General features: G+C 50.1%; 23 protein-coding genes and 1 tRNA gene. 15 read left to right on the forward strand and 9 right to left on the reverse strand.

Going from position 1 to position 20,744, the window contains the following annotated elements:
- The first annotated feature begins 3 nt into the window (after window positions 1-3).
- From EHO01S_RS12075 to EHO01S_RS12085, 4 genes are all read left to right on the forward strand, one after another.
- Complete coding sequence (locus tag EHO01S_RS12075) at window positions 4-945, forward strand: glycosyltransferase family 2 protein (protein ID WP_024524193.1); 942 nt, start codon at window positions 4-6, stop codon at window positions 943-945.
- Window positions 939-2,192 carry an O-antigen ligase family protein gene (locus EHO01S_RS18390; protein WP_071991022.1) on the forward strand — a complete coding sequence of 418 codons (1,254 nt, stop codon included), beginning with the start codon at window positions 939-941 and terminating at the stop codon, window positions 2,190-2,192. The genes EHO01S_RS12075 and EHO01S_RS18390 overlap by 7 nt, the downstream gene beginning before the upstream one ends.
- Complete coding sequence (locus EHO01S_RS12080) at window positions 2,173-3,279, forward strand: glycosyltransferase family 4 protein (protein ID WP_024524194.1); 1,107 nt, start codon at window positions 2,173-2,175, stop codon at window positions 3,277-3,279. The genes EHO01S_RS18390 and EHO01S_RS12080 overlap by 20 nt, the downstream gene beginning before the upstream one ends.
- A gap of 143 nt (window positions 3,280-3,422) precedes the next feature.
- Window positions 3,423-4,685, forward strand: a complete 1,263-nt coding sequence (locus EHO01S_RS12085; RefSeq protein WP_051355218.1) for a glycosyltransferase — start codon at window positions 3,423-3,425, stop codon at window positions 4,683-4,685.
- A 71-nt stretch (window positions 4,686-4,756) separates the two neighbouring features.
- Here the strand turns inward: EHO01S_RS12085 and EHO01S_RS12090 are convergent, their stop codons facing one another.
- Entirely contained in the window at window positions 4,757-5,728 is a 972-nt protein-coding gene (locus EHO01S_RS12090; protein ID WP_024524196.1) for a polysaccharide deacetylase family protein, read from the reverse strand.
- A gap of 130 nt (window positions 5,729-5,858) precedes the next feature.
- Here EHO01S_RS12090 and rfaQ point away from each other — a divergent pair, with 130 nt between their 5' ends.
- The 6 genes from rfaQ to coaD all read left to right on the forward strand — a co-directional run bounded on the left by rfaQ (window position 5,859) and on the right by coaD (window position 11,822).
- A complete protein-coding gene (rfaQ, locus tag EHO01S_RS12095) occupies window positions 5,859-6,935 on the forward strand; it encodes a putative lipopolysaccharide heptosyltransferase III (RefSeq protein WP_024524197.1) in 1,077 nt (358 codons plus the stop codon).
- The gene (locus EHO01S_RS12100) at window positions 6,932-8,062 is read left to right on the forward strand and encodes a glycosyltransferase family 4 protein (RefSeq protein WP_024524198.1); all 1,131 of its coding nucleotides are present in this window, start codon (window positions 6,932-6,934) and stop codon (window positions 8,060-8,062) included. Before rfaQ ends, EHO01S_RS12100 begins: the two co-directional genes overlap by 4 nt.
- Window positions 8,059-9,171, forward strand: a complete 1,113-nt coding sequence (locus EHO01S_RS12105) for a glycosyltransferase (RefSeq protein WP_024524199.1) — start codon at window positions 8,059-8,061, stop codon at window positions 9,169-9,171. The genes EHO01S_RS12100 and EHO01S_RS12105 overlap by 4 nt, the downstream gene beginning before the upstream one ends.
- 111 nt (window positions 9,172-9,282) lie before the next feature.
- On the forward strand, window positions 9,283-10,560 hold the full coding sequence (gene waaA / locus EHO01S_RS12110) for a lipid IV(A) 3-deoxy-D-manno-octulosonic acid transferase (RefSeq protein ID WP_024524200.1): 1,278 nt from the start codon (window positions 9,283-9,285) through the stop codon (window positions 10,558-10,560).
- A 3-nt stretch (window positions 10,561-10,563) separates the two neighbouring features.
- The gene (locus tag EHO01S_RS12115) at window positions 10,564-11,340 is read left to right on the forward strand and encodes a glycosyltransferase family 2 protein (protein WP_024524201.1); all 777 of its coding nucleotides are present in this window, start codon (window positions 10,564-10,566) and stop codon (window positions 11,338-11,340) included.
- Window positions 11,337-11,822: a pantetheine-phosphate adenylyltransferase gene (gene coaD, locus EHO01S_RS12120; RefSeq protein ID WP_024524202.1), complete on the forward strand. Its 486-nt coding sequence runs from the start codon at window positions 11,337-11,339 to the stop codon at window positions 11,820-11,822. Before EHO01S_RS12115 ends, coaD begins: the two co-directional genes overlap by 4 nt.
- Here the strand turns inward: coaD and mutM are convergent.
- From mutM to radC, 4 genes are all read right to left on the reverse strand, one after another.
- Window positions 11,819-12,628: a bifunctional DNA-formamidopyrimidine glycosylase/DNA-(apurinic or apyrimidinic site) lyase gene (mutM, locus tag EHO01S_RS12125; RefSeq protein WP_024524203.1), complete on the reverse strand. Its 810-nt coding sequence runs from the start codon at window positions 12,626-12,628 to the stop codon at window positions 11,819-11,821. The two genes, coaD and mutM, sit on opposite strands and share 4 nt — an antisense overlap.
- 97 nt (window positions 12,629-12,725) lie before the next feature.
- Window positions 12,726-12,893 (reverse strand): 50S ribosomal protein L33, encoded by a 168-nt coding sequence (rpmG, locus tag EHO01S_RS12130; RefSeq protein WP_005290066.1) that lies wholly within the window; start codon window positions 12,891-12,893, stop codon window positions 12,726-12,728.
- An 11-nt stretch (window positions 12,894-12,904) separates the two neighbouring features.
- The gene (rpmB, locus tag EHO01S_RS12135; protein ID WP_005290060.1) at window positions 12,905-13,141 is read right to left on the reverse strand and encodes a 50S ribosomal protein L28; all 237 of its coding nucleotides are present in this window, start codon (window positions 13,139-13,141) and stop codon (window positions 12,905-12,907) included.
- Between the two features lie 239 nt (window positions 13,142-13,380).
- Window positions 13,381-14,061: a RadC family protein gene (radC, locus tag EHO01S_RS12140; RefSeq protein ID WP_024524204.1), complete on the reverse strand. Its 681-nt coding sequence runs from the start codon at window positions 14,059-14,061 to the stop codon at window positions 13,381-13,383.
- A 187-nt stretch (window positions 14,062-14,248) separates the two neighbouring features.
- Here radC and coaBC point away from each other — a divergent pair, with 187 nt between their 5' ends.
- From coaBC to slmA, 3 genes are all read left to right on the forward strand, one after another.
- On the forward strand, window positions 14,249-15,466 hold the full coding sequence (coaBC, locus tag EHO01S_RS12145; protein WP_024524205.1) for a bifunctional phosphopantothenoylcysteine decarboxylase/phosphopantothenate--cysteine ligase CoaBC: 1,218 nt from the start codon (window positions 14,249-14,251) through the stop codon (window positions 15,464-15,466).
- Window positions 15,444-15,902, forward strand: a complete 459-nt coding sequence (dut, locus tag EHO01S_RS12150; protein WP_024524206.1) for a dUTP diphosphatase — start codon at window positions 15,444-15,446, stop codon at window positions 15,900-15,902. The genes coaBC and dut overlap by 23 nt, the downstream gene beginning before the upstream one ends.
- Before the next feature lie 107 nt (window positions 15,903-16,009).
- Window positions 16,010-16,606: a nucleoid occlusion factor SlmA gene (gene slmA, locus EHO01S_RS12155; RefSeq protein WP_024524207.1), complete on the forward strand. Its 597-nt coding sequence runs from the start codon at window positions 16,010-16,012 to the stop codon at window positions 16,604-16,606.
- Window positions 16,607-16,643: 37 nt separating this feature from the next.
- Here the strand turns inward: slmA and pyrE are convergent, their stop codons facing one another.
- Window positions 16,644-17,285: an orotate phosphoribosyltransferase gene (gene pyrE / locus EHO01S_RS12160; protein WP_024524208.1), complete on the reverse strand. Its 642-nt coding sequence runs from the start codon at window positions 17,283-17,285 to the stop codon at window positions 16,644-16,646.
- Window positions 17,286-17,368: 83 nt separating this feature from the next.
- Window positions 17,369-18,085 (reverse strand): ribonuclease PH, encoded by a 717-nt coding sequence (gene rph / locus EHO01S_RS12165; RefSeq protein ID WP_024524209.1) that lies wholly within the window; start codon window positions 18,083-18,085, stop codon window positions 17,369-17,371.
- 132 nt (window positions 18,086-18,217) lie between these two features.
- Here rph and EHO01S_RS12170 point away from each other — a divergent pair, with 132 nt between their 5' ends.
- Window positions 18,218-19,081, forward strand: coding sequence for a YicC/YloC family endoribonuclease (locus EHO01S_RS12170; protein WP_024524210.1), 864 nt, complete (start codon window positions 18,218-18,220; stop codon window positions 19,079-19,081).
- 189 nt (window positions 19,082-19,270) lie between these two features.
- Here the strand turns inward: EHO01S_RS12170 and EHO01S_RS12175 are convergent, their stop codons facing one another.
- Window positions 19,271-19,609, reverse strand: a complete 339-nt coding sequence (locus tag EHO01S_RS12175) for a MaoP family protein (protein ID WP_024524211.1) — start codon at window positions 19,607-19,609, stop codon at window positions 19,271-19,273.
- Window positions 19,610-19,728: 119 nt separating this feature from the next.
- On the opposite strand from EHO01S_RS12175, the gene hdfR reads away from it, so the two are divergent.
- Window positions 19,729-20,565, forward strand: a complete 837-nt coding sequence (hdfR, locus tag EHO01S_RS12180) for an HTH-type transcriptional regulator HdfR (RefSeq protein ID WP_024524212.1) — start codon at window positions 19,729-19,731, stop codon at window positions 20,563-20,565.
- A 102-nt stretch (window positions 20,566-20,667) separates the two neighbouring features.
- Here the strand turns inward: hdfR and EHO01S_RS12185 are convergent.
- Window positions 20,668-20,743 (reverse strand) — tRNA-Trp (locus tag EHO01S_RS12185).
- Window position 20,744 lies beyond the last annotated feature (1 nt).

The raw sequence follows: 20,744 nt of genomic DNA on the forward strand, positions 1-20,744 counted from the left end.
AATATGATAGCTAACCCGATACTATCCATCATTATCGCCGTTCATAACTCAGCAGACTATATATTGACCTGTTTGCAAAGTCTCGAGCAGGCACTAGAGAAAAACTGTCATCCCGCATGCGTTGAGGCGATTATCGTTAATGATGGTTCAAGCGATAACTCGTTAGAAATCATTAACCATTTCCCAGCGAAAAATTTCACCAAGAAAGTCTTCTCGGTTGATTTTCATAATGTTGGTAAAGTAAGAAAGTTTGCTTTTACACACTGTACAGGAGATTATATTACCATCCTAGATAGTGATGATGCATTTAAAAATAATTCTTTAGCATGGGTTATCTCAAAACTTAAATCATGTCATTGCGATCTGCTGATTACTCCCTTGGAGGAGGTCAGAGGTAAACTACAATTACAAAAAATAGTCATTACAGACAAAGAAAAAATATTGGATAAAAATTCCGCCAAGAATTTATTTCTAGATCATAAAATGATTGATGGCCATATTTCAGGGAAATTTATTAAACATTCTTTATTAAACTTGGATATGTTTCCTGATCTTACATGCTATGAAGATATGGTAACTGTTGCTTATGCTATCCATAATGCTAATAAAATAGTATATTCTAATACTATTTGCTATCAACTCAGAAAAAGAGAAAATAGTCTTTCAGATGATAAAAAGGGTGAGAAATCACTACTAATGTTTGATGCTATGGATAAAATTGAGTATTTTTTCCTCGAAAGGCCAATTCAACAACATCTATTTGATGCTTTGATCGTAAAAGCAATATCAGACCTCATCTCTAGAAAAAGAATAGCAATACTACCACCGCATATAAAAAATAGGCTAAGAAAAATAAATCTTATCAAATATCTACTTTGCCCTCAGGTAAGATTTAGTAGAAAAAAAATGTATCTATCATTAAAGACGAGATCACGAGCATGGTAATTCGACAATTTAATTTCCATACTATTATTAGCATGATGCTATTGATAGCATTTACTCTTGCTTCGTTTTCAAGTCCATGGACAAGAGATGTTTTCTATCTATGTAGCTATTTATGCATCACATATATAATTTCTCAGCTATTAAAAAATAAACATTGTAAAATCAAAACAATAGATTGTATCATCCCATGTTGTTTATTAGTGTTTGGCATTTCCAGAATTGTCTGGGCTATTTATAATCATCAGCATAGTGATCAGCTAAACGATATTTATGAATGTTATGAAGGCACGGGGAAAAGACTAATCGTTGGTTCAATGATTATTTATACGGTGATTTTATTGCGTGAAAATATAAGGCTATTGCTACGAAATAATTACATTAACCTTCTAATAAAAATATTACCTATTGCTGTATTCGGTTATGCTCTTTATCAATACGAAGTGCTCAACATGCCTCGAGTTGAACTATCAACTAATCGAGCAACAGCTACCGCATATATTATTACACCGATTTTTCTTATCAGCCTTTATTTATGTTTAGAGTATATTAATAAACAGGGTGGGATATTATTAGTCATTTTAAACCTATGTGCATCAATAGTCACCATCCTATTGACACAAACGCGAGCAGCTATCTTAGTATATCTACTATTAGCGTTAGTGACTAGTATCTGGGTATTACACAATCGAGTAAACTGGAAGATTATAACTGTAATCGTTGGTAGCCTTATAATAATCATCACATTAAGCTATAAACCTTTCATTAAGCCGCGAATGGTTACAGCGATTCAGGAAACTGAAAATTATAATGTCGCTACCGCTACCGGTTCATTAAGTGCTCGCTTCGCGATGTGGCAGGCTGGAATCTACGTATTTAAACATCATCCTCTAGGCCAATCAGCTGAAAGTCGTTATGCATTAACACTGAATGCGGTCGAGCATAAAGAATTTAGTCCATTTATCATGCAATTCCTTAAAGTACATCTCCACAATGAAGTCATCGAAACCCTCTCACTACAAGGAGTATGGGGAACCCTATTACTAATAACAGTTTATTTATCTCTCTTACTGACTAGCCTAATACAAAAAAATCCATTGTTATTACTAAGTACGCTTAGCCTTATTGGTTATGGCCTGAGTGATGTTTTATTTTTTAGTCGAGAAGTTACTATTACCTATTTAATCTGCATCGCACTATCATTAGTACTAGGAAGCCAGAGAACTGAACATGAATATCGCTCACTTTGAGACGTCGATGGATTGGGGAGGTCAAGAGCTACGCATCGTCGAGCAGACGGAATGGCTCAATCGACATGGCTACCCGACCTGGATTATCGCTCGGCCGGGCTCGGCAATCCTCGCCAAGGCTCAGGAGAAAAACCTGCCGACCTTCGCCATTCGAGTACGCGGATCGCTACATCCTCAGACGCTCGCCCCACTACTGAAATTTATCCGTGCACAACAGATCGCACTCTTGGATTGTCATGGTAGCCGTGATGCGGTCTATGGCGCGTTGGTCAAAGTATTGACCGGAGTAAAAGTCATCCGCTCGCGCCATGTGACCGATCCGATAAAGATCAACGGACTCCATGGCCTGGTCTGGAAGCATGGCAACCACGGCATCATCACGACAGCCAAAAAGATCCAGGATATGCTGGAAACACTCGGGATACCAAACCAAGGTAAGACGCTGGTCGCTCCCGCGGGTGTCGATCCAGTTCGTTTCTCTCCGCATCATGATACAGCGACGCTACGAGCAAAACTGGGGATCACTACAGACAGCATCGTCGTCGCCAACATTGGGATGATCCGCCCGGATAAAGGGCAAAATTATTACATTGAGGCCTGCAAGCAATTACTGGATCAAGGCTTACCACTCACCTGTATCCAGGTAGGAGAGTCGACCAACCAAACGGCTGAGTTTAAGCAGCACGTTCTTAATCTAGCCCAGCCCTACTTGGGAAAACAGATCCGTTTTCTCGGCTACCACAATGACATCGAAAATTACCTAGCTCTCGCCGATATTGTCGTGATTGCTTCCGTCGCGACGGAGGCCCAGACGCGTTTAGTCTCTCAGGCCTTCCTAATGAAGAAAAATATTGTCGCCACTACCACTGGCGGCTTACCGGAAATGATCGACCATGAGCAAACCGGTCTCCTCTGTCCGGCACATGATAGCCGGGCATTAGCCAACGCGATTCAGCGCCTGCTCGAAGAACCCCACTTACGCGCAAGCCTACGCGAAAATGCTTATGAGCATGCACAGACATATATGACATTTGATCATATGATGAAAGAGATGGTCGCTTTCTATCAAGCGACATTAGCGAAATAACCTTTCCCCTTCGGGCTGACACCGAGGGGAAAACGCACGCTGAAATAAGGAAATAATCTGATAAACAGTACATAAACATATATGTGCTTCGTCTTATACTATGATTTATAGTCGCACACCATTTTTATAAAAATATTTATTATATGAATAATAACTCCAGCATGGCCTACCATATCGTTCATCTGATCGATCTACGCAATGTCGGCGGCGTTGAAACCATGTTTTGCGATTTTCTGCGCTATGCCACTCAAGCTTATCCTCACATGCAACACACGCTGGTCATGGAACACCAAGATATTGCCGCAGCACTACGCCCTCGATTACAGGGTTTACCTCAGGTTCATCTGCGCCCCATCAAACGCTATGGCCGCTTCAACCTGCCTAACCGTCCTAAGTTTTTCCGCGCGTGGAACCGCCTGCATATTATTCATCAAAGCCATCCCGACGTCATCTTGATCTGGAATCAGTTTACCGAGTGGCATCTTTCCAGCGCATACACCGCACGCTATCTCGCCTCCTGTCCAGTCGTCTATTATGAACACGGTATGTCCTGGTATCAGCATACACCTTCGCTCCCAACGCGTTTCTTTGCCCAAGTCACTCACTGCCTAGCGGTTTCCCATGCCTGTAAGCGCATGCTAGAGCTTAAGCACCACGTCAGCCAACCGATCGATATCGAATTCAATGCCCCACGCCAGTTGCCCTTGAGCCATGCCACCAAACCCATACGCACGGTAGGGCAACCCATCATCTTCGGCAGCGCCGGGCGCTTGGTACCGCTCAAATGCCTTGGTCTGCTCCTTTTGACATCCCAAGAGCTACAGCGACGTGCCATTCCGCACCACTGCTATATTGCAGGCGTCGGTAAGGAAGCCGACTACCTCGCTCGCCTACGTGCAACCCTCAAGGTTGAAAAAAATACTACCCTAATGGGTTTTGTCAGCAATATGGATATTTTTTATAAGCAACTCGATCTCTATCTCTGCCCATCCATGCATGAAACCGCATCATTAACGGCACTGGAGGCGGGTACTTATGGAATCCCTACCATCACCAGCAATATCGATGGATTACCTGAGACAGTACGCCACCAGCATACTGGGCTCTGTCTGACACCCACTCTTTCAGTTCAGCAGTATGCCGACCTCTGCGGCGCCTCAATAAACTTTGCCCCATTAGTGTACGATCCGCTACACGACTGCTTGACCCCACCACAAATACTGTCGCCCCAACAGCTCGCCGACAGTATTGAATATCTCTACCATCATCCTGAGGTCTATCAGCGTCTCAGTGAAGGCGCTCGCGAGCACGCCGCCGCCAGTAGAGACTTTGCAGCATTGGCCGACGCCCTGTGTCAACGCCTAGGTGCGTTAGCACAAGAAACGACCATGCTCGGCACCCCCTAAAACCGTATCATGATTAAAGGGAGGCTCTCGCCTCCCTTGTCATACAGGATTATCTTACTGTCTCAATATGACTATGCCGCCACTCGCTGCGCACATTTCATCTGATAATACTCGGCTAACGTCATGCCTTGCACACGCGGAGCTAACCAGGCAAACAACATCTCCAGATCACGATACAGTTGCTCTATATCCTGCTCATTACGGAAGGTTGGGCTCCCCCCTGGCATAAACTCCGATGAGTGCAGCATAAACTCAATATAATCATTACCTTTAGATAGGTGGTAATCGACCACGCGCTGCATTTCTGGTAGATTACCGCCGCGCGGGCGCACCCATTCCACTGAAGGTGGACGCAGCTTGCCACGCAGACGATCATAAGCAGCGCGTAATTGATTAAAGAATGGTGAATGCTTCAGACGCGTACTCATCGGCACCTCCAGCAATGGAGCACCTCCCTCTCTCCCCAAGTCAAGGGTATCAACGAAATACGCTTTATCGGGATAGTTCCGGTAATCACTCCCGCCATTTCCTTGTGGAGCTCCTTTGGCGCCACGCCAGTCGACGCGTGGCGTAACCGAACAATCCACCTGATAACCATACTCCAACAATAATTGCAGATAGAATGCATTCATCGCCCAACGTCCCGCTCGATGACTTACCATCTTCGTTTGGAAGGTCTCCTCCAATAAACGGGTCATATAGTCGACTTTCTGCCGTATCACATCGTTAGGATATTCAATTAGATAGGGTTTATTTGCCCAATCGTTATCGGTAAGTGGAATTTCCGGCGGGCTATTCCAGGCATGTAAATGCATACCGACTTCGCCGCAACCTCTCGCGATAACATCGCGGGCGAAGGCAACATAGACAGGATCGCTAGCCATTTCATAATTGGTCAAATAGACTGGCTTAAACCCATATTTTTCGCATAGCTGCTGAAAACGGGGTAAATAGCGGGCATTCTCTGTCGCGATCCGATCGTGGTTCTGCCACAGATTATCCCCCTCTGTATCGATGGTAATGATAAATGCAGGCTGGCTCATACTAATACTTCTTCCTCAAGCCTATTCTTTCGCTCATGGTAGAACAATTGCTTTAAAACCGCCACAACACTTCTCCCCATCGACCTTATCCACTAAAATCAAGGGTCAAACTGCAGGAAAAGGCAAAAGCATGGCATCAAATCCGACGCTTCCCGTCGCATTTTCTCCTCAGCGTATTCTGATTATCAAGTTGCGTCATCATGGCGATATGCTACTGATTACGCCTGTTATTAATACGCTAAAGCAGCGCTATCCAAGCGCTAAGATAGACGTTTTACTGTATGCGGAAACACGGGAAATGCTCTCAGCCAACCCCGCCATCCACTGGATCTACAGCATCGATCGCCAGTGGAAAAAACAGGGAATACGCCATCAGCTTGGCCAAGAGTGGCGTTTACTACGTACGCTACGCGCCCACCATTACGATCTGGTCGTCAATCTGGCCGACCAATGGCGAAGCGCCATCGTTACCGGGCTCAGCGGAGCTCCCGTGCGCCTAGGCTTCGATTTTATAAAGCGCCGTCACCCACTATGGCGACAGAGCCACACCCACTTGATCAGCACAGCGGATCATGGGCACCTGCACACCGTTGAGCAAAATCTCTCCATCCTCACTCCGCTGGATTTACCTCACATCGATTCACGCGTCACCATGAGCTATACGCAGCAAGACTGGCAACAAGTGCAGGCCCTTCTTCCCCAGTCATGGTCCGCGGATTACATCGTTATCCAGCCGACCTCACGCTGGTTCTTTAAATGTTGGCCAGAGGCACGGATGAGTGAGGTCATTAATGCCTTATCGCAGTGCGGACAACACATCCTGTTAACTTCAGGTCCTGATGAACGCGAACGGGCAATGATCGATCGGATCCAGCAAGGCTGCCCCGACGCGAATGTCATCAGCTTGGCTGGCCAACTCTCGCTACGTCAATTGGCGGCGACCATCGACCATGCCCGTTTGTTTATCGGCGTCGATTCCGTTCCTATGCATATGGCAGCGGCGTTACAAACGCCGCTAATCGCGCTATTCGGCCCATCAAAACTCACCTTTTGGCGCCCCTGGCAAGCGCAAGGTGAGGTCATCTGGGCTGGCGATTTCGGCCGATTACCCGACCCGGATGCCATCAATACTCAAACCGAGGAGCGTTATTTGGACTTAATCCCGAGCGATGCCGTCATTACTGCGGCGCAGAGGTTACTGGCATGACTCAATTTAGGCTAGCCCTAGTACGGCAGAAATATCGCCCGGATGGCGGGGCCGAGCGTTTTGTTGCACGTGCGCTGGAGGCGCTGGATAGTCACGACATTGAGCTGAATGTCATCACACGCCAATGGCAAGGTCCGATCAAACCCAATTGGCATATCCATCTCTGCGATCCACGGAAATGGGGACGGATCAGTCGCGAGCGTGGTTTTGCCCATGCCGCTCGCGCACTCTGGCGGCGGCAGCGTTTCGATCTGGTACAAAGCCATGAACGCATTCCCGGTTGCGACCTTTATCGCGCCGGCGATGGCGTCCACCAGCGCTGGTTAGCACAACGAGCGCGGATTTTACCGGGATGGAAAGCCCGCCTCCTGTGGCACGATCGCTACCATCGTTATGTGATGGCGGCAGAGCGCGCCATGTACCAGAGCGCAGAGCTTCGCGCCGTCATCTGTAATGCTGCTATGATTAAACAGGAGATCATGGAGGATTTCGGTCTGCCTGATGAAAAGATCCATGTGATCTATAACGCCATCGACCATCAACACTTCCTACCGCCTGATGAGACGCAACGGGTGACACTACGTCGCCAGTGGCAGATCCCGCAAGGAGCAACCTGTCTGATCTATGTCGGATCGGGTTTTGAACGCAAGGGGCTACGAGCAGCGATTGAGGCAATCGCTCCCACGTCACGTTACCTACTGGTGGTCGGCAAAGATAAAGAGGCGGCACGTTATCAGGCGCTAGCACAAACCTTAGATTGTAGTGAGCGCGTACGTTTCCTCGGAATGCAACCGGAAACGCTACCTTTCTACCAAATGGCCGACGGTTTATTGCTACCTACACTCTACGACCCATTCCCTAACGTCATTTTAGAGGCAATGGCCTGCGGTCTACCGGTGATCACCAGCACAGGTTGTGGCGGTGCCGAGTTCATCCGTAATGGCGAAAATGGCTATGTCTGCGATGCGTTGGACATCGCAGCACTGCGTGCAGCGATCATGGCGTTACCTCCGCAAGTGCAGGATTCACCAATGGCAAAACAAGCTAGAAGTAAGATTCTAACGCTAACTCCAGCAAACATGTCATCACAACTAACAGAGTTATATCAGGACGTAATTAAAAAATGACAGAGCATATCCTTTTTATTATTGATGGTCTACCTGGTGGTGGAGCTGAAAACGTAACGCTATCCTTAGCGAAAGGACTACATAAGCAAGGTTACATTGTATCAATTCTCTCATTAGCTGAAAGAAGAGATTATGAAATCCCATCAGGCGTTAATTATTTCGTCAGTCCTGATAATTATCAAGGATGTCTAAAAAAAATAAATGAAGTTTCTCGCCGAGCCAGAGCAATGGATAGCCTATTGCAAAAAATATTCTTTAAACTAGGCCAGCCAGATTTAATCATCTCCAGTCTACATAAGACAGATCGTATCGTTTCACGCTCCCGCTTATTACAAAAAATGAATGTTTGGCATTGTATTCATGGTATTTTTTCACAATCATACCTAGGCAACAAGAGCGGGTTAAAAAGATTAATAAAAAAGAAAAAAATACAATGTGTATACAATAAAAAAAATATAATCTGTGTGTCTGATGCGGTTGGGAAAGACTTAGTAGACAAAGTGGATGTTAAACCAAAAAAAATAATCACTATATACAACCCCTTCGATTTCAATGAAATAAGAGAAAAGTCCCAGGCGCCAAGCATCATACATGAAGAGAGTTATATCCTACATGTTGGCCGTTTTCATAACGTCAAAAGACACGATCGGTTATTACATGCTTTTGCTATAGCAAATCTACCTACAAAGCTAGTTCTATTAGGTAAAGGGGATGACAAAAAAACAAATGAGATAAAAGAAAAAATCTCATCATTAAATATACAAGATAAAGTTATCTTGGCAGGATTTAAAGACAATCCTCTTCCAGAAATAAAGAATTCCAGAATGGTAGTATTAAGCTCAGACAGTGAAGGATTGCCTACTGTTTTAATTGAATCTCTTATCTGTCACACCCCAGTTGTTAGTACTCACTGTCCAGGCGGCGTGTCAGAAATCATGAATGGGAAATTATCTATCTATATGTCAGAGCTGACTGCCGAGTCACTTGCTGAAAAAATGACATTCGCATGGTTCAACCCACCACATATTACACAGGAAATGTATAATAAGTTCAATAGCGCTAATGTGATTAAAAAATACTTATCATTAATAGAAAAAAGTACTAGCTAATGAAGCAGAAATAAATAGTTCTACTATAACGCACGCTAAGAATGTTAGATGTACGCGCCAACTGTTAATTATGGTATCATTAGAATAATTGACCTCGATGAATAAACTCACATGTTGCTACGTTTCTACCAGATTTTACTCTATCTCATTCAGCCCCTGATCTGGCTTAGACTCCTGCTGCGTAGCCGTAAATCACCGGCTTACCGCAAACGCTGGGGCGAACGCTATGGCTTCTGCCGTAACAAGGTCGTACCGGGTGGGATCTTGCTGCACTCGGTCTCGGTCGGAGAGACGTTAGCCGCGATTCCACTGGTACGCGCGCTGCGCCACCGTTATCCGACATTGCCGATCACCGTCACCACCATGACTCCAACAGGCTCGGAGCGAGTCATGTCGGCCTTTGGCAAGGATGTCCATCACGTCTATCTGCCTTATGATCTGCCCGGCGCCATGCGGCGTTTCCTAAACACCGTACGCCCTAAACTGGTGATCGTGATGGAGACCGAACTATGGCCTAACATGATCGCTGCCCTGCATCAACGCCAAATTCCGCTGGTCATCGCTAATGCTCGTCTCTCTGCACGTTCGGCTCAAGGATATAGTAAGCTAGGAAGTTTCATGCGCCGTCTGCTAGGAAAAATCACCCTAATCGCGGCACAGAACCAAGAAGATGGCGAACGCTTTATCGAGCTTGGACTCAAACGCGCTCAACTGGCCGTAACCGGCAGCATCAAGTTCGATATTTCCGTGACACCGGAACTGGCGGCCAGAGCCGTCACATTACGCCGCCAATGGGCCCCGCATCGTAAAGTCTGGATCGCCGCCAGTACCCATCAGGGAGAAGAGGCCATCATGCTACAAGCACATCGCCGCTTGCTCAGCCAATTCCCTGATTTGCTGTTGATCCTAGTTCCTCGCCATCCCGAACGTTTCAAGGAGACCGAGCAGCTAACTCAGAAAGGAGGGTTCAACTACCTGATGCGCAGTAGCGGCCTGATCCCCACACCTCAGACGCAAGTGGTCATCGGCGATAGCATGGGGGAGCTAATGTTGCTGTATGGTATCGCCGACATGGCCTTTGTCGGAGGGAGTCTGGTAGAACGAGGCGGCCACAATCCCCTCGAGCCAGCAGCGCACGCCATCCCGGTACTGATGGGGCCACATACCTTTAATTTCAAAGATATTTGCGCCAAGCTACAGCAGGCCGACGGCTTGATCACCGTCGCAGACAGCGATGCGCTGGTCAGCGAGATCACCACCCTGTTGACCGATGAAGATTACCGTCTATGGTATGGCCGCCATGCCGTCGAGGTACTACACCAGAATCAGGGCGCCCTACAGCGCTTATTGCAGCTATTATTGCCCTATCTGCCGTTACGGAGCCACTAAGTCATGTCACCACGCCTCTCCGTCGTTCTGATCTGCAAGAATGCCGCCGAGCTATTACCCGACTGCCTGGCTTCCATCGACTGGGCCGACGAAATCATCGTCCTGGATGCAGGCAGTTGCGATGAGACGCAGGCGATCGCACGCGCGGCTGGAGCCAAGGTCTATGAGAACCATGACTGGCAAGGATTTGGTATTCAGCGCCAACGGGCGCAAGACTATGCCAGCGGCGACTATGTCCTGATGCTCGATAGCGACGAGCGCGTCACGCCGGCATTACGTGATGCTATCCAGCAAGTATTGGCGCAACCCGCCACCGAGCGGGTCTACAGCATCGCTCGGCGTAACCTCTTCCTCGGGCGCTTTATGCGCCATAGTGGCTGGTATCCTGATCGGGTGGTTCGCCTCTATCCGCGCCAGCGCTACCGCTATAACGCTCATCAGGTCCATGAGTCTCTGGACTGCAATGGCGCCTCGATCCATGCTTTGCCGGGTGACCTGCTGCATCTGACTTGCCGCGATTTTGCTAGCTTTCAACAGAAACAACTACACTATGCCACCACCTGGGCGCATGAACGTCATAACCAGGGTAAGCGCACCTCGCTCTGGGGGATCTTCAGCCACACACTGGGCGCCCTACTGAAGACGCTACTACTGCGTGGCGGGGTTCTGGATGGTAAGCAGGGTTGGCTGTTAGCTATGGTGAATGCGCAATACACGTTCAACAAATACACTGAGCTGTGGGCACTACAGCACGGTTATACCGAAAAGAGGCTACCATGAGCCGCACCGCGATCTATCCAGGTACTTTCGATCCGCTTACCAATGGGCATTTGGATATCGTCACACGTGCCGCACAGATGTTTGAGCGTGTGATCCTAGCCATCGCTGCCAGCCCCAGCAAGCGTCCGTTGTTTACCTTAGCGGAACGCGTAGCGATGGCACGCAATGTTACGGCACATCTGCCTAACGTCGAGGTCCAGGGCTTCAGCGACCTAATGGCCCACTTTGCCCAGCGCCAACAGGCCGATATTCTGGTGCGCGGTCTGCGAGCCGTCTCCGACTTTGAATATGAATTGCAATTGGCTAATATGAATCGCCATCTGATGCCCTCACTTGAGAGCGTATTCCTGATGCCAGCGGAGGCATGGTCCTTCATCTCCTCCTCACTGGTGAAAGAGGTAGCGCGTCACGGTGGTGATGTCGATGCTTTCCTGCCCCCCTCTGTTGCGCAAGCGCTACTCGCGCGCCTACGAGACGCCTAACGCTGACAATGCGGGCAGTAATAGGTAGTACGCTGCCCATGTTTGCCACTCTTAATCGTACTGCCGCAGGTCAGGCAAGCCTCACCAGCCCGGCCATAGACCTGTAGTTGCTGGGCAAAATAGCCCGGCTTACCATCCGCCTGTAAGAAATCACGCAACGTGGTTCCCCCCTGATCGATGGAACGTTGTAACACGGCCTTTATCGCCTGCACCAAGCGCGTGCTCTCCTCGGCACTCAATGAGCCCGCCAGACGATCCGGATGGATCTGCGCGCTGAACAACGACTCGCTGGCATAGATATTCCCTACGCCGACCACCAGCTTATTGTCCATCAGCCAGGGTTTAACCGCCGTGCGACGCCCACGCGCCCTCTCCAATAGATATTCAGTATTGAAGGCATCGCTAAGTGGTTCTGGCCCCAACGGCACCAATACGCTCGCGGTCGACAGATCCTCATACCAGAGCCAAGCCCCGAAACGACGCGGATCGGTATAACGCAACATCATGCCATCCGTCAGCAATAGATCGATATGATCATGCTTCTGTGCCGGCGTCGAGGCAGGCAATATGCGCACACTGCCAGACATGCCTAAATGGATGACTATCCAGCCTTCAGTCAGTTCAAGTAGCAGGTATTTCGCACGTCGTTGGACACTCAGTATCGGGCATCCGTGCAGTAGCATCAACGCCTCCGGAACCGGCCAGCGCAGGCGCGGTTGGCGTACCAATAGACGATCGATCACGTGACCTACCAGATGCGGTGCGATACCGCGTCGGCTCGTTTCGACTTCAGGTAATTCAGGCATGGCCCCTCACTCAATAAATTGACGGCATATGATTATAGATAGGGATGGATGGGCAAAAAAAAACCCGGCAGAGCCGGGTTTTTCCAATCCACTAAAATTATTTAATCTTAGCTTCTTTGTAGATCACGTGCTGGCGTACCACCGGATCGAACTTTTTCAGTTCCAATTTTTCCGGCTTGGTACGTTTGTTCTTGGTAGTGGTGTAGTAGTGACCAGTACCAGCAGACGAAACCAGCTTGATCTTCTCGCGAATACCTTTAGCCATGATTCAGCTCCTTAATACTTCTCACCACGGGCACGCAGATCGGCCAGAACCGCTTCGATACCCTTCTTATCAATGATACGCATACCTTTAGCAGATACACGCAGAGTTACAAAGCGCTTCTCACCTTCAACCCAAAAACGGTGTGAGTGCAGGTTCGGCAGAAAACGGCGTTTGGTCGCATTCAGCGCATGGGAACGGTTGTTACCGGTCACCGGACGCTTGCCAGTAACTTGGCAGACTCGGGACATGTCTATTCTCCAAAAATCAAATCAGCTCGAGCTTCGTATAGGTCGTGGCCGCCTCGTCAGGCTTTAGAGCCCATCCCGGCAAACTCCGCCGAGTAGACTCTGAGTCAGGTCGAAACCTGCTGAGATAGGCTCTTAACGCCACAACCTAGATTCTCAAAGGTGGCGTAGTATACGCTCTAGAGCGCATGTGCTCAAGACCCGAACAGCTAAAGATCCCTCAGGATCGCGAAAAAATATGATTAAATCCACCCACGTTCAGCAAAAGAAACCCGCTGACCGCAGCCGATGACCATATGATCGAGAACCTGAATATCCACCAGTGCACAGGCCTTAACCACGCGAGTTGTCAGCAAACGGTCCGCCACACTGGGCTCGGGATTACCGGACGGGTGGTTATGCGCCAGGATTAGCGCTACTGCATTTAGCTTAAGCGCTTCCCGGACGATTTCCCGTGGATATACATCCACACAGTTTATAGTACCCGAAAACATCTGCTCAGATCGAATAACACGATGCTGATTGTCCAAAAACAACACGACAAAAGCTTCCCGCTCTAACGCAGCGAACAAATTATGGAGAAAAAGCGCGGTTAAATCGGGGCTAGTCATAGCGCTGACTTCGCTCATGCGATGCTGTAATACTCGCCGTGACAGTTCAAGCACAGCCTGTAACTGGGCGAACTTCGCCATTCCAAGCCCTGGTGTGGCACAGAAGGTATCGACATCCGCCTGTAATATTCCCTGGAGCGAACCAAATCGCATCAACAACTGTTGCGCGAGTTGGAGCACATGCACCCCCGGCACCCCTGTCCGCAAAAATAGTGCTAATAATTCCTGATCACTAAGCGATGACGCACCGAGTAGCAGCAACTTCTCTCTGGGCAGCAATCCCTGCGGCCAAACAACTGGCTTCTCTTGCATCTCGCTCTCCTCCCGGCAGCCCTAACGAATGAATAAAAAAAAATACCTGTACAAATAAACAGCACAAACAAATAAATCAAAAAACGCGCAGCTGTGCGCACTATTTCAAAGTCGGTTGCAGGATCGGCGAGGCGAGACGAGATATGGTAAAATCTTGCCACTTTGGGCTTCACACGGAATCGACACCATGACGGGACTTCACGGTAAACGTATCCTATTAGGCATCAGCGGTGGAATCGCCGCCTACAAATGTCCGGAAATCGTGCGCCGTCTGCGCGAGCGGGGTGCGGAGGTACGCGTAGTCATGACCTCCGGAGCACAGGCTTTCATCACTCCTCTTACCCTCCAAGCGGTTTCTGGTCACCCCGTTGCCGACGATCTGTTCGATCCGGCCGCCGAGGCCTCCATGGGGCATATTGAGCTGGCTAAGTGGGCCGAGCTGATCTTGTTAGCCCCCGCCACCGCCGATCTGATCGCTCGCTTAGCGGCAGGCATGGCCAATGACCTATTGTCCACTTTATGCCTTGCCAGCGCTGCCCCCATCGCTGTGGCCCCCGCGATGAATCAACAGATGTACCGCGCGGTCGCCACGCAGGATAATCTGGCGCTCTTAGCTCGCCGTGGAGCGGCAATCTGGGGACCCGATAACGGTGAACAAGCTTGTGGCGATGTCGGTCCAGGGCGCATGCTAGATCCGCTGACGCTGGTCGAACGAATCGATAACCACTTCAGCCAGGCTCATGATCTCGCGGCCTACCGTGTCCTGATCACCGCCGGGCCGACACGTGAAGCGCTGGATCCGGTACGTTTCATCAGCAATCACAGCTCTGGCAAGATGGGGTTCGCCATCGCCGAGGCCGCGGCACGACGTGGCGCACAGGTCACCCTGATCAGTGGGCCGGTCACACTAGCGACGCCAGCGGGGGTAACTCGCATCGACATTCAGAGCGCTCTGGAGATGCAGGCCGCCGTTGCACACCATGCCACCGAGAGTGATATCTTCATCGCCTGTGCCGCCGTCGCTGACTACCGAGCACAGCAGATCGCACCAGAGAAAATGAAAAAACAGCAAGGCGATACATTAACGCTGACCTTGGTGAAAAATCCGGATATCGTCGCTGGCGTCGCGGCCATGACCACAGCGCGCCCGTTTGTGGTAGGATTTGCCGCCGAAACCCAGAATGTGGAAGAATACGCCAAACAAAAACTGGTACGTAAAGGCCTTGACCTGATCTGTGCCAATGATGTTTCACAAGATGGACAGGGTTTCAATAGCGATACTAACGCGTTACATCTGTTTTGGCCCCAGGGTGACAAACGGTTGCCGCTCAGCAGTAAATCCCTCCTGGGTAGCGCCTTAATCAATGAGATTGTCAGACACTATGAAGAAAAAAATCGACGTTAAGATCCTTGACGCGCGCATAGGCCAGCAGTTCCCCCTGCCGACCTACGCCACTCCCGGCTCTGCTGGTCTGGATCTCCGAGCCTGTCTGGATAGCGCCGTGGTGCTGGCTCCAGGCGAAACTACCCTATTACCGACGGGACTGGCTATCCACATCGCCGATCCGTCTCTGGCGGCGATGATCCTACCGCGCTCAGGCTTAGGCCATAAGCATGGCATCGTTCTGGGCAATCTGGTCGGTCTTATCGACTCCGACTATCAGGGCCAATTGATGATCTCCGTCTGGAACCGTGGACAAACCTCTTTCACCATAGAGCCTGGCGAACGCGTCGCACAACTGGTAGTGGTGCCGGTAGTGCAGGCCGATTTTAATTTGGTAGAGTCATTCGAAGACAGCTCGCGTGGTGCAGGTGGATTCGGCCACTCCGGTCGCCAGTAATCCGTCGCACGCAACGCTATCAAGCCAAATCACACCGTCGCACTTCATTGCGGCGGTGTCTGTTGTGGGGAATCCGTTTTCGCCGTTTAGCAAGGGTCTTGTCAGGCATGGCAGAAAAAGAAAATACGAAAAGGAACCGTCGTGAAGAGATTTTGCAGGCACTCGCGCAAATGCTCGAATCCAGCGATGGCAGCCAACGCATCACTACGGCAAAGCTGGCGGCTAACGTCGGCGTATCAGAAGCCGCGCTTTATCGCCATTTTCCCAGTAAAACACGGATGTTCGACAGTCTCATCGAGTTTATCGAAGACTCGCTCATCTCGCGGATTAACCTTATCCTGCAAGATGAGAAAGACACCTTCAATCGGCTTCGTCTGATTCTGTTGCTAATCCTAGGCTTTGCCGAGCGTAATCCTGGACTGACCCGCATCATGACCGGTCATGCGCTGATGTTCGAACAGGATCGCCTACAGGGCCGCATCAATCAGCTGTTTGAGCGCATCGAAGCACAGCTACGCCAAGTACTGAAAGAGCGACGCCTACGGGAAGGCAATACCTTTACTCACGACGAAACCTTGCTGGCCAGCCAATTACTGGCATTCTGCGAAGGAATGCTATCGCGTTTTGTCCGCTCCGAGTTTCGCTACCGCCCGACGCAAGAGTTTGATACGCGTTGGCCATTGCTAGCCAGCCAGCTGCAATGATACACGGCAGGCCACCAATAGGTGGCCTGCATCTAACTCATACGCCATGTTGGGCGCGATACGCCTTAACCGCAGCCAAATGCGGCGCCATCTCCGGTTGCTCCTCCAGATAATGGATCAGATCGCTTAATGTGATGATAGAAATCACCCGACAGCCATAATCGCGTTCGACCTCCTGGATCGCGGACAATGCTTCACGGCCGCGCTCCTGGCGATCGAGGGAGATCAGTACCCCAGCCAGCGCCGCACCGTTTGCTTGAATCAGGGTCATCGACTCACGAATAGCGGTACCGGCGGTGATCACATCATCCACCAACATCACCCGCCCCTGGAGAGGGCTACCGACCAAGGTCCCACCCTCACCATGATCCTTCGCCTCTTTACGGTTAAAACAGTAAGGAACATCCAGATCATGATGCTCGGCTAACGCCACAGCCGTCGTGGTAGCGATCGGTATCCCTTTATATGCCGGTCCGAACAGTACATCGAATGCGATACCGCTATCGGCCAGCGCCTCCGCGTAAAAGCGCCCCAGCAGCGCCAGATCACGCCCGGTATTAAACAACCCTGCGTTAAAGAAATAGGGGCTGGTACGCCCCGATTTCAGCGTGAACTCGCCGAACTTAAGAACCTGTTTGCTAAGTGCGAATTCAATAAAACGGCGCTGATAGGCCTTCATACATTTCTCCTTCAAAGTCTGTGAACACCAGAGATGCCCATCTCTCGGGCAAAAAAAAGGCGACTAATACAGTCGCCTAAAAATCATTGTGCTAGCGCCGCCTTCTGCGCCTGGATGATCTGACTTATACCATCTTTGGCTAACGCCAAGAGCGTCAATAATTCCTCATGGCTAAATGGCTCACCCTCCGCAGTGCCCTGCACTTCGATCATTCGGCCATCTTCCATCATCACCACATTCATATCGGTTTCGGCGGCCGAGTCTTCTACATACTCCAGATCACATAACGCCTCGCCAGCAACGATGCCAACCGATACAGCGGCGACCATTCCTTTCAATGGGTTCACTTTTAACTTACCGGCCACAACCAGAGCGTTCAATGCATCGGCTAATGCCACACAAGCACCTGTGATGGATGCAGTGCGCGTACCACCGTCCGCCTGGATCACGTCGCAGTCTAAGGTAATAGTGAATTCACCCAATTTCTTCAGATCTACCGCTGCTCGCAGCGACCGAGCGATCAGCCGTTGGATCTCCATGGTACGGCCGCCCTGCTTGCCCTTGGCCGCCTCACGCGCCATGCGGCTGTGGGTAGAGCGAGGTAGCATGCCATACTCTGCGGTAACCCAGCCTTGGCCCTGACCTTTCAAAAAGCGCGGCACTCCCTCGTCGACGCTGGCGGTACATAGCACCTTAGTATCGCCAAACTCCACCAGTACGGAGCCTTCCGCATGCTTGGTATAATGGCGAGTCAAACGCAGTGGACGGATCTGTCCGGCTGCTCGGCCTTCTGGACGCATAAGCTCATCTCCGCAGGTAATACAGTAATCGGCTGCGCATTATACGGCCTTCATCCGCTTATGCCTATCACGCAGGACGCCACGGGGCTATAATCCCGACAACACACACCGTTTTAGTAATAGGCAGGCACTATGATCCGTAGCATGACCGCTTACGCCCGACGCGAAGTCAAGGGTAACTGGGGCAGCGCAGCCTGGGAGCTGCGCTCAGTCAACCAACGCTATCTGGAAACCTATATCCGTCTTCCGGAGCAATTTCGAAGCCTGGAGCCGGTGATCCGTGAGCGCCTGCGCACCCGTCTGACCCGCGGTAAGGTCGAGTGTAACCTGCGTTTCGAACTCGATCCCAGCGCACAAAGCGCGCTCATCCTCAACGAAAACCTGGCTAAACAGCTGGTTGAAGCAGCCAACTGGGTCAAACTCCAGAGCGACGAAGGCGAGATCAATCCGTTGGACGTACTGCGTTGGCCTGGCGTAATGGCTGCCGCCGAGCAGGATCTGGATGCCATCAGCAGCGAACTGCTGAGCGCTCTGGATAGCACTATCGATGACTTCATCGACGCGCGTGAGCGTGAAGGTGGTGCCCTCAAAGCATTAATCGAACAACGCCTCGACGCCGTCTCTGTCGAGGTTGCCAAGGTGCGTACCCGGATGCCTGAGATCCTTCAATGGCAACGTGAGCGTCTGGTTAGCAAGCTAGAAGAGGCTCAAGTCCAACTCGAGAACAATCGTCTGGAGCAAGAGCTAGTACTGATGGCCCAACGTATCGATGTGGCTGAAGAACTGGATCGCTTAGACGCACATGTCAAAGAAACCTATGCCATCCTGAAGAAGAAAGAGGCCGTTGGACGCCGCCTGGATTTCATGATGCAAGAGTTCAATCGCGAATCGAATACCTTGGCCTCCAAGTCAATCAACGCCGATATCACCGCTTCGGCCATTGAACTGAAAGTCTTGATCGAGCAGATGCGCGAGCAGATCCAGAATATCGAATAAAACCATCTCACCCGCGATGCGAGGCCCTGAACATGCAGGGCCAGGGTTCCTGGCGCTATCACATGTTATACGACGTCATCTAGCGCCAATCCCAGACTGCCCCAAAAAAAACACCCTACCAGCATACTGCGCGTAGGGTGATGTTACGCTTCTCACTTATTGATCTGAGTAAGATAACTCGGCAACCGATTAATCGTCAGACTCGGTATAATCCTCAGCACCTTCCATCTGTGGTTTACCGCCGGAGAGCGTGTGAAAACGCTTCGGGCGGCGGATACGGGTCACGTACTTCGCCCAGACTTTCTCAGCCTCGGTTGCCGGCTGACGCTCACCACGACATACGGCAACAAACAGCGCCTCTTCATCCGTCTGAGCCTCGCGGGTTCCGAGATCTAATTCATTAAATGCATACCCAAAGCGCTCAAGTAACTGAGCCTCTTTGATGGTGAAATCACCATGGCGTGAAAAACCACGCGGATAGTGCTTGTTATCAAAGAAACGATGAGTGGTATGGAAGCTTTCCGGCATCTGACACGCTCCTAATTCTCTATGGCCGTGCTATTTATGGCGCGGAGTATTAGATAGGCTTGACAAGCTGTAAAACAAAACATTTAAATCATGATGATAAAAATTTTTGCAGGTGAATCGTGGATACCGAATTACTCAAAACCTTTTTGGAAGTCAGCCGTACCCGCCACTTCGGCAAAGCCGCTGAATCACTGTACCTGACACAATCTGCTGTCAGTTTCCGCATTCGTCAGTTGGAGAATCAAGTAGGTACCGAGCTATTCACCCGTCACCGAAATAATATCCAACTGACCCCCGCTGGCCAGAAGCTCGTACCCTATGCCGAAGATTTGATGAACACCTGGCTGCTCGCCAAACAGGAGATGATTAACGCTGGCCAGTATAAAGCCTTCTCCGTCGGGGCACCGACTCTGCTCTGGGAGTCAGTACTCGTGGACTGGTTACCACAGCTGTATCAAGATAATCCGAGCTTACAGTTAGAAATACGCAGCGGTCAGCGCCACACGCATATCCGTCAATTACATGAGCGTCATCTGGATCTGTTGATCGCCACTGAAATTCCCAAGGCCGATGAATTCAGCAGTGAGCAAGTTGGTACGTTCTCTCTTGCGTTGTATGCCAGTTGTGATAGCACACCGAAAAAATCACAGCCTTTCATCCAACTCGACTGGGGAGCAGACTTCCACTCTCGCCACACGTCCGCAAGCCATAGCATGCCGCCTTTGTTAGAGAGTAATTCACTATTGATTGCCGAACGAATACTGCGTCAAACGCACGCTAGCGCGTTTTTCCCTGAAACCTGGGCCATGAGAAGCGGAAAAGGATTAAAACGCGTAGAGCTGGCCGAGAGGCTAATCAGACCGGTCTACGCTATTTGGTTACATAATAGTGATCGTCAAGAGGAGATCGCGCAGATGGTGGATTCCCTCCCTCCCCTGTTCACCAGCAGTGCCTGATGGGACTGCTGGGACTGCTGGGCGATGATAAGAAATGGCTATTGATAGTAAGGGCACGACGAAAACAAAAAAGCCTTCTGTTTTCACAGAAGGCTTTTTATCTGGCAGGGGCGGAGGGACTCGAACCCCCAACACCCGGTTTTGGAGACCGGTGCTCTACCAATTGAACTACGCCCCTA

Origin of the sequence: Edwardsiella hoshinae NBRC 105699 = ATCC 33379 (assembly GCF_000474215.1) — a bacterium.
GTDB classification, from domain to species: Bacteria; Pseudomonadota; Gammaproteobacteria; order Enterobacterales; family Enterobacteriaceae; genus Edwardsiella; species Edwardsiella hoshinae.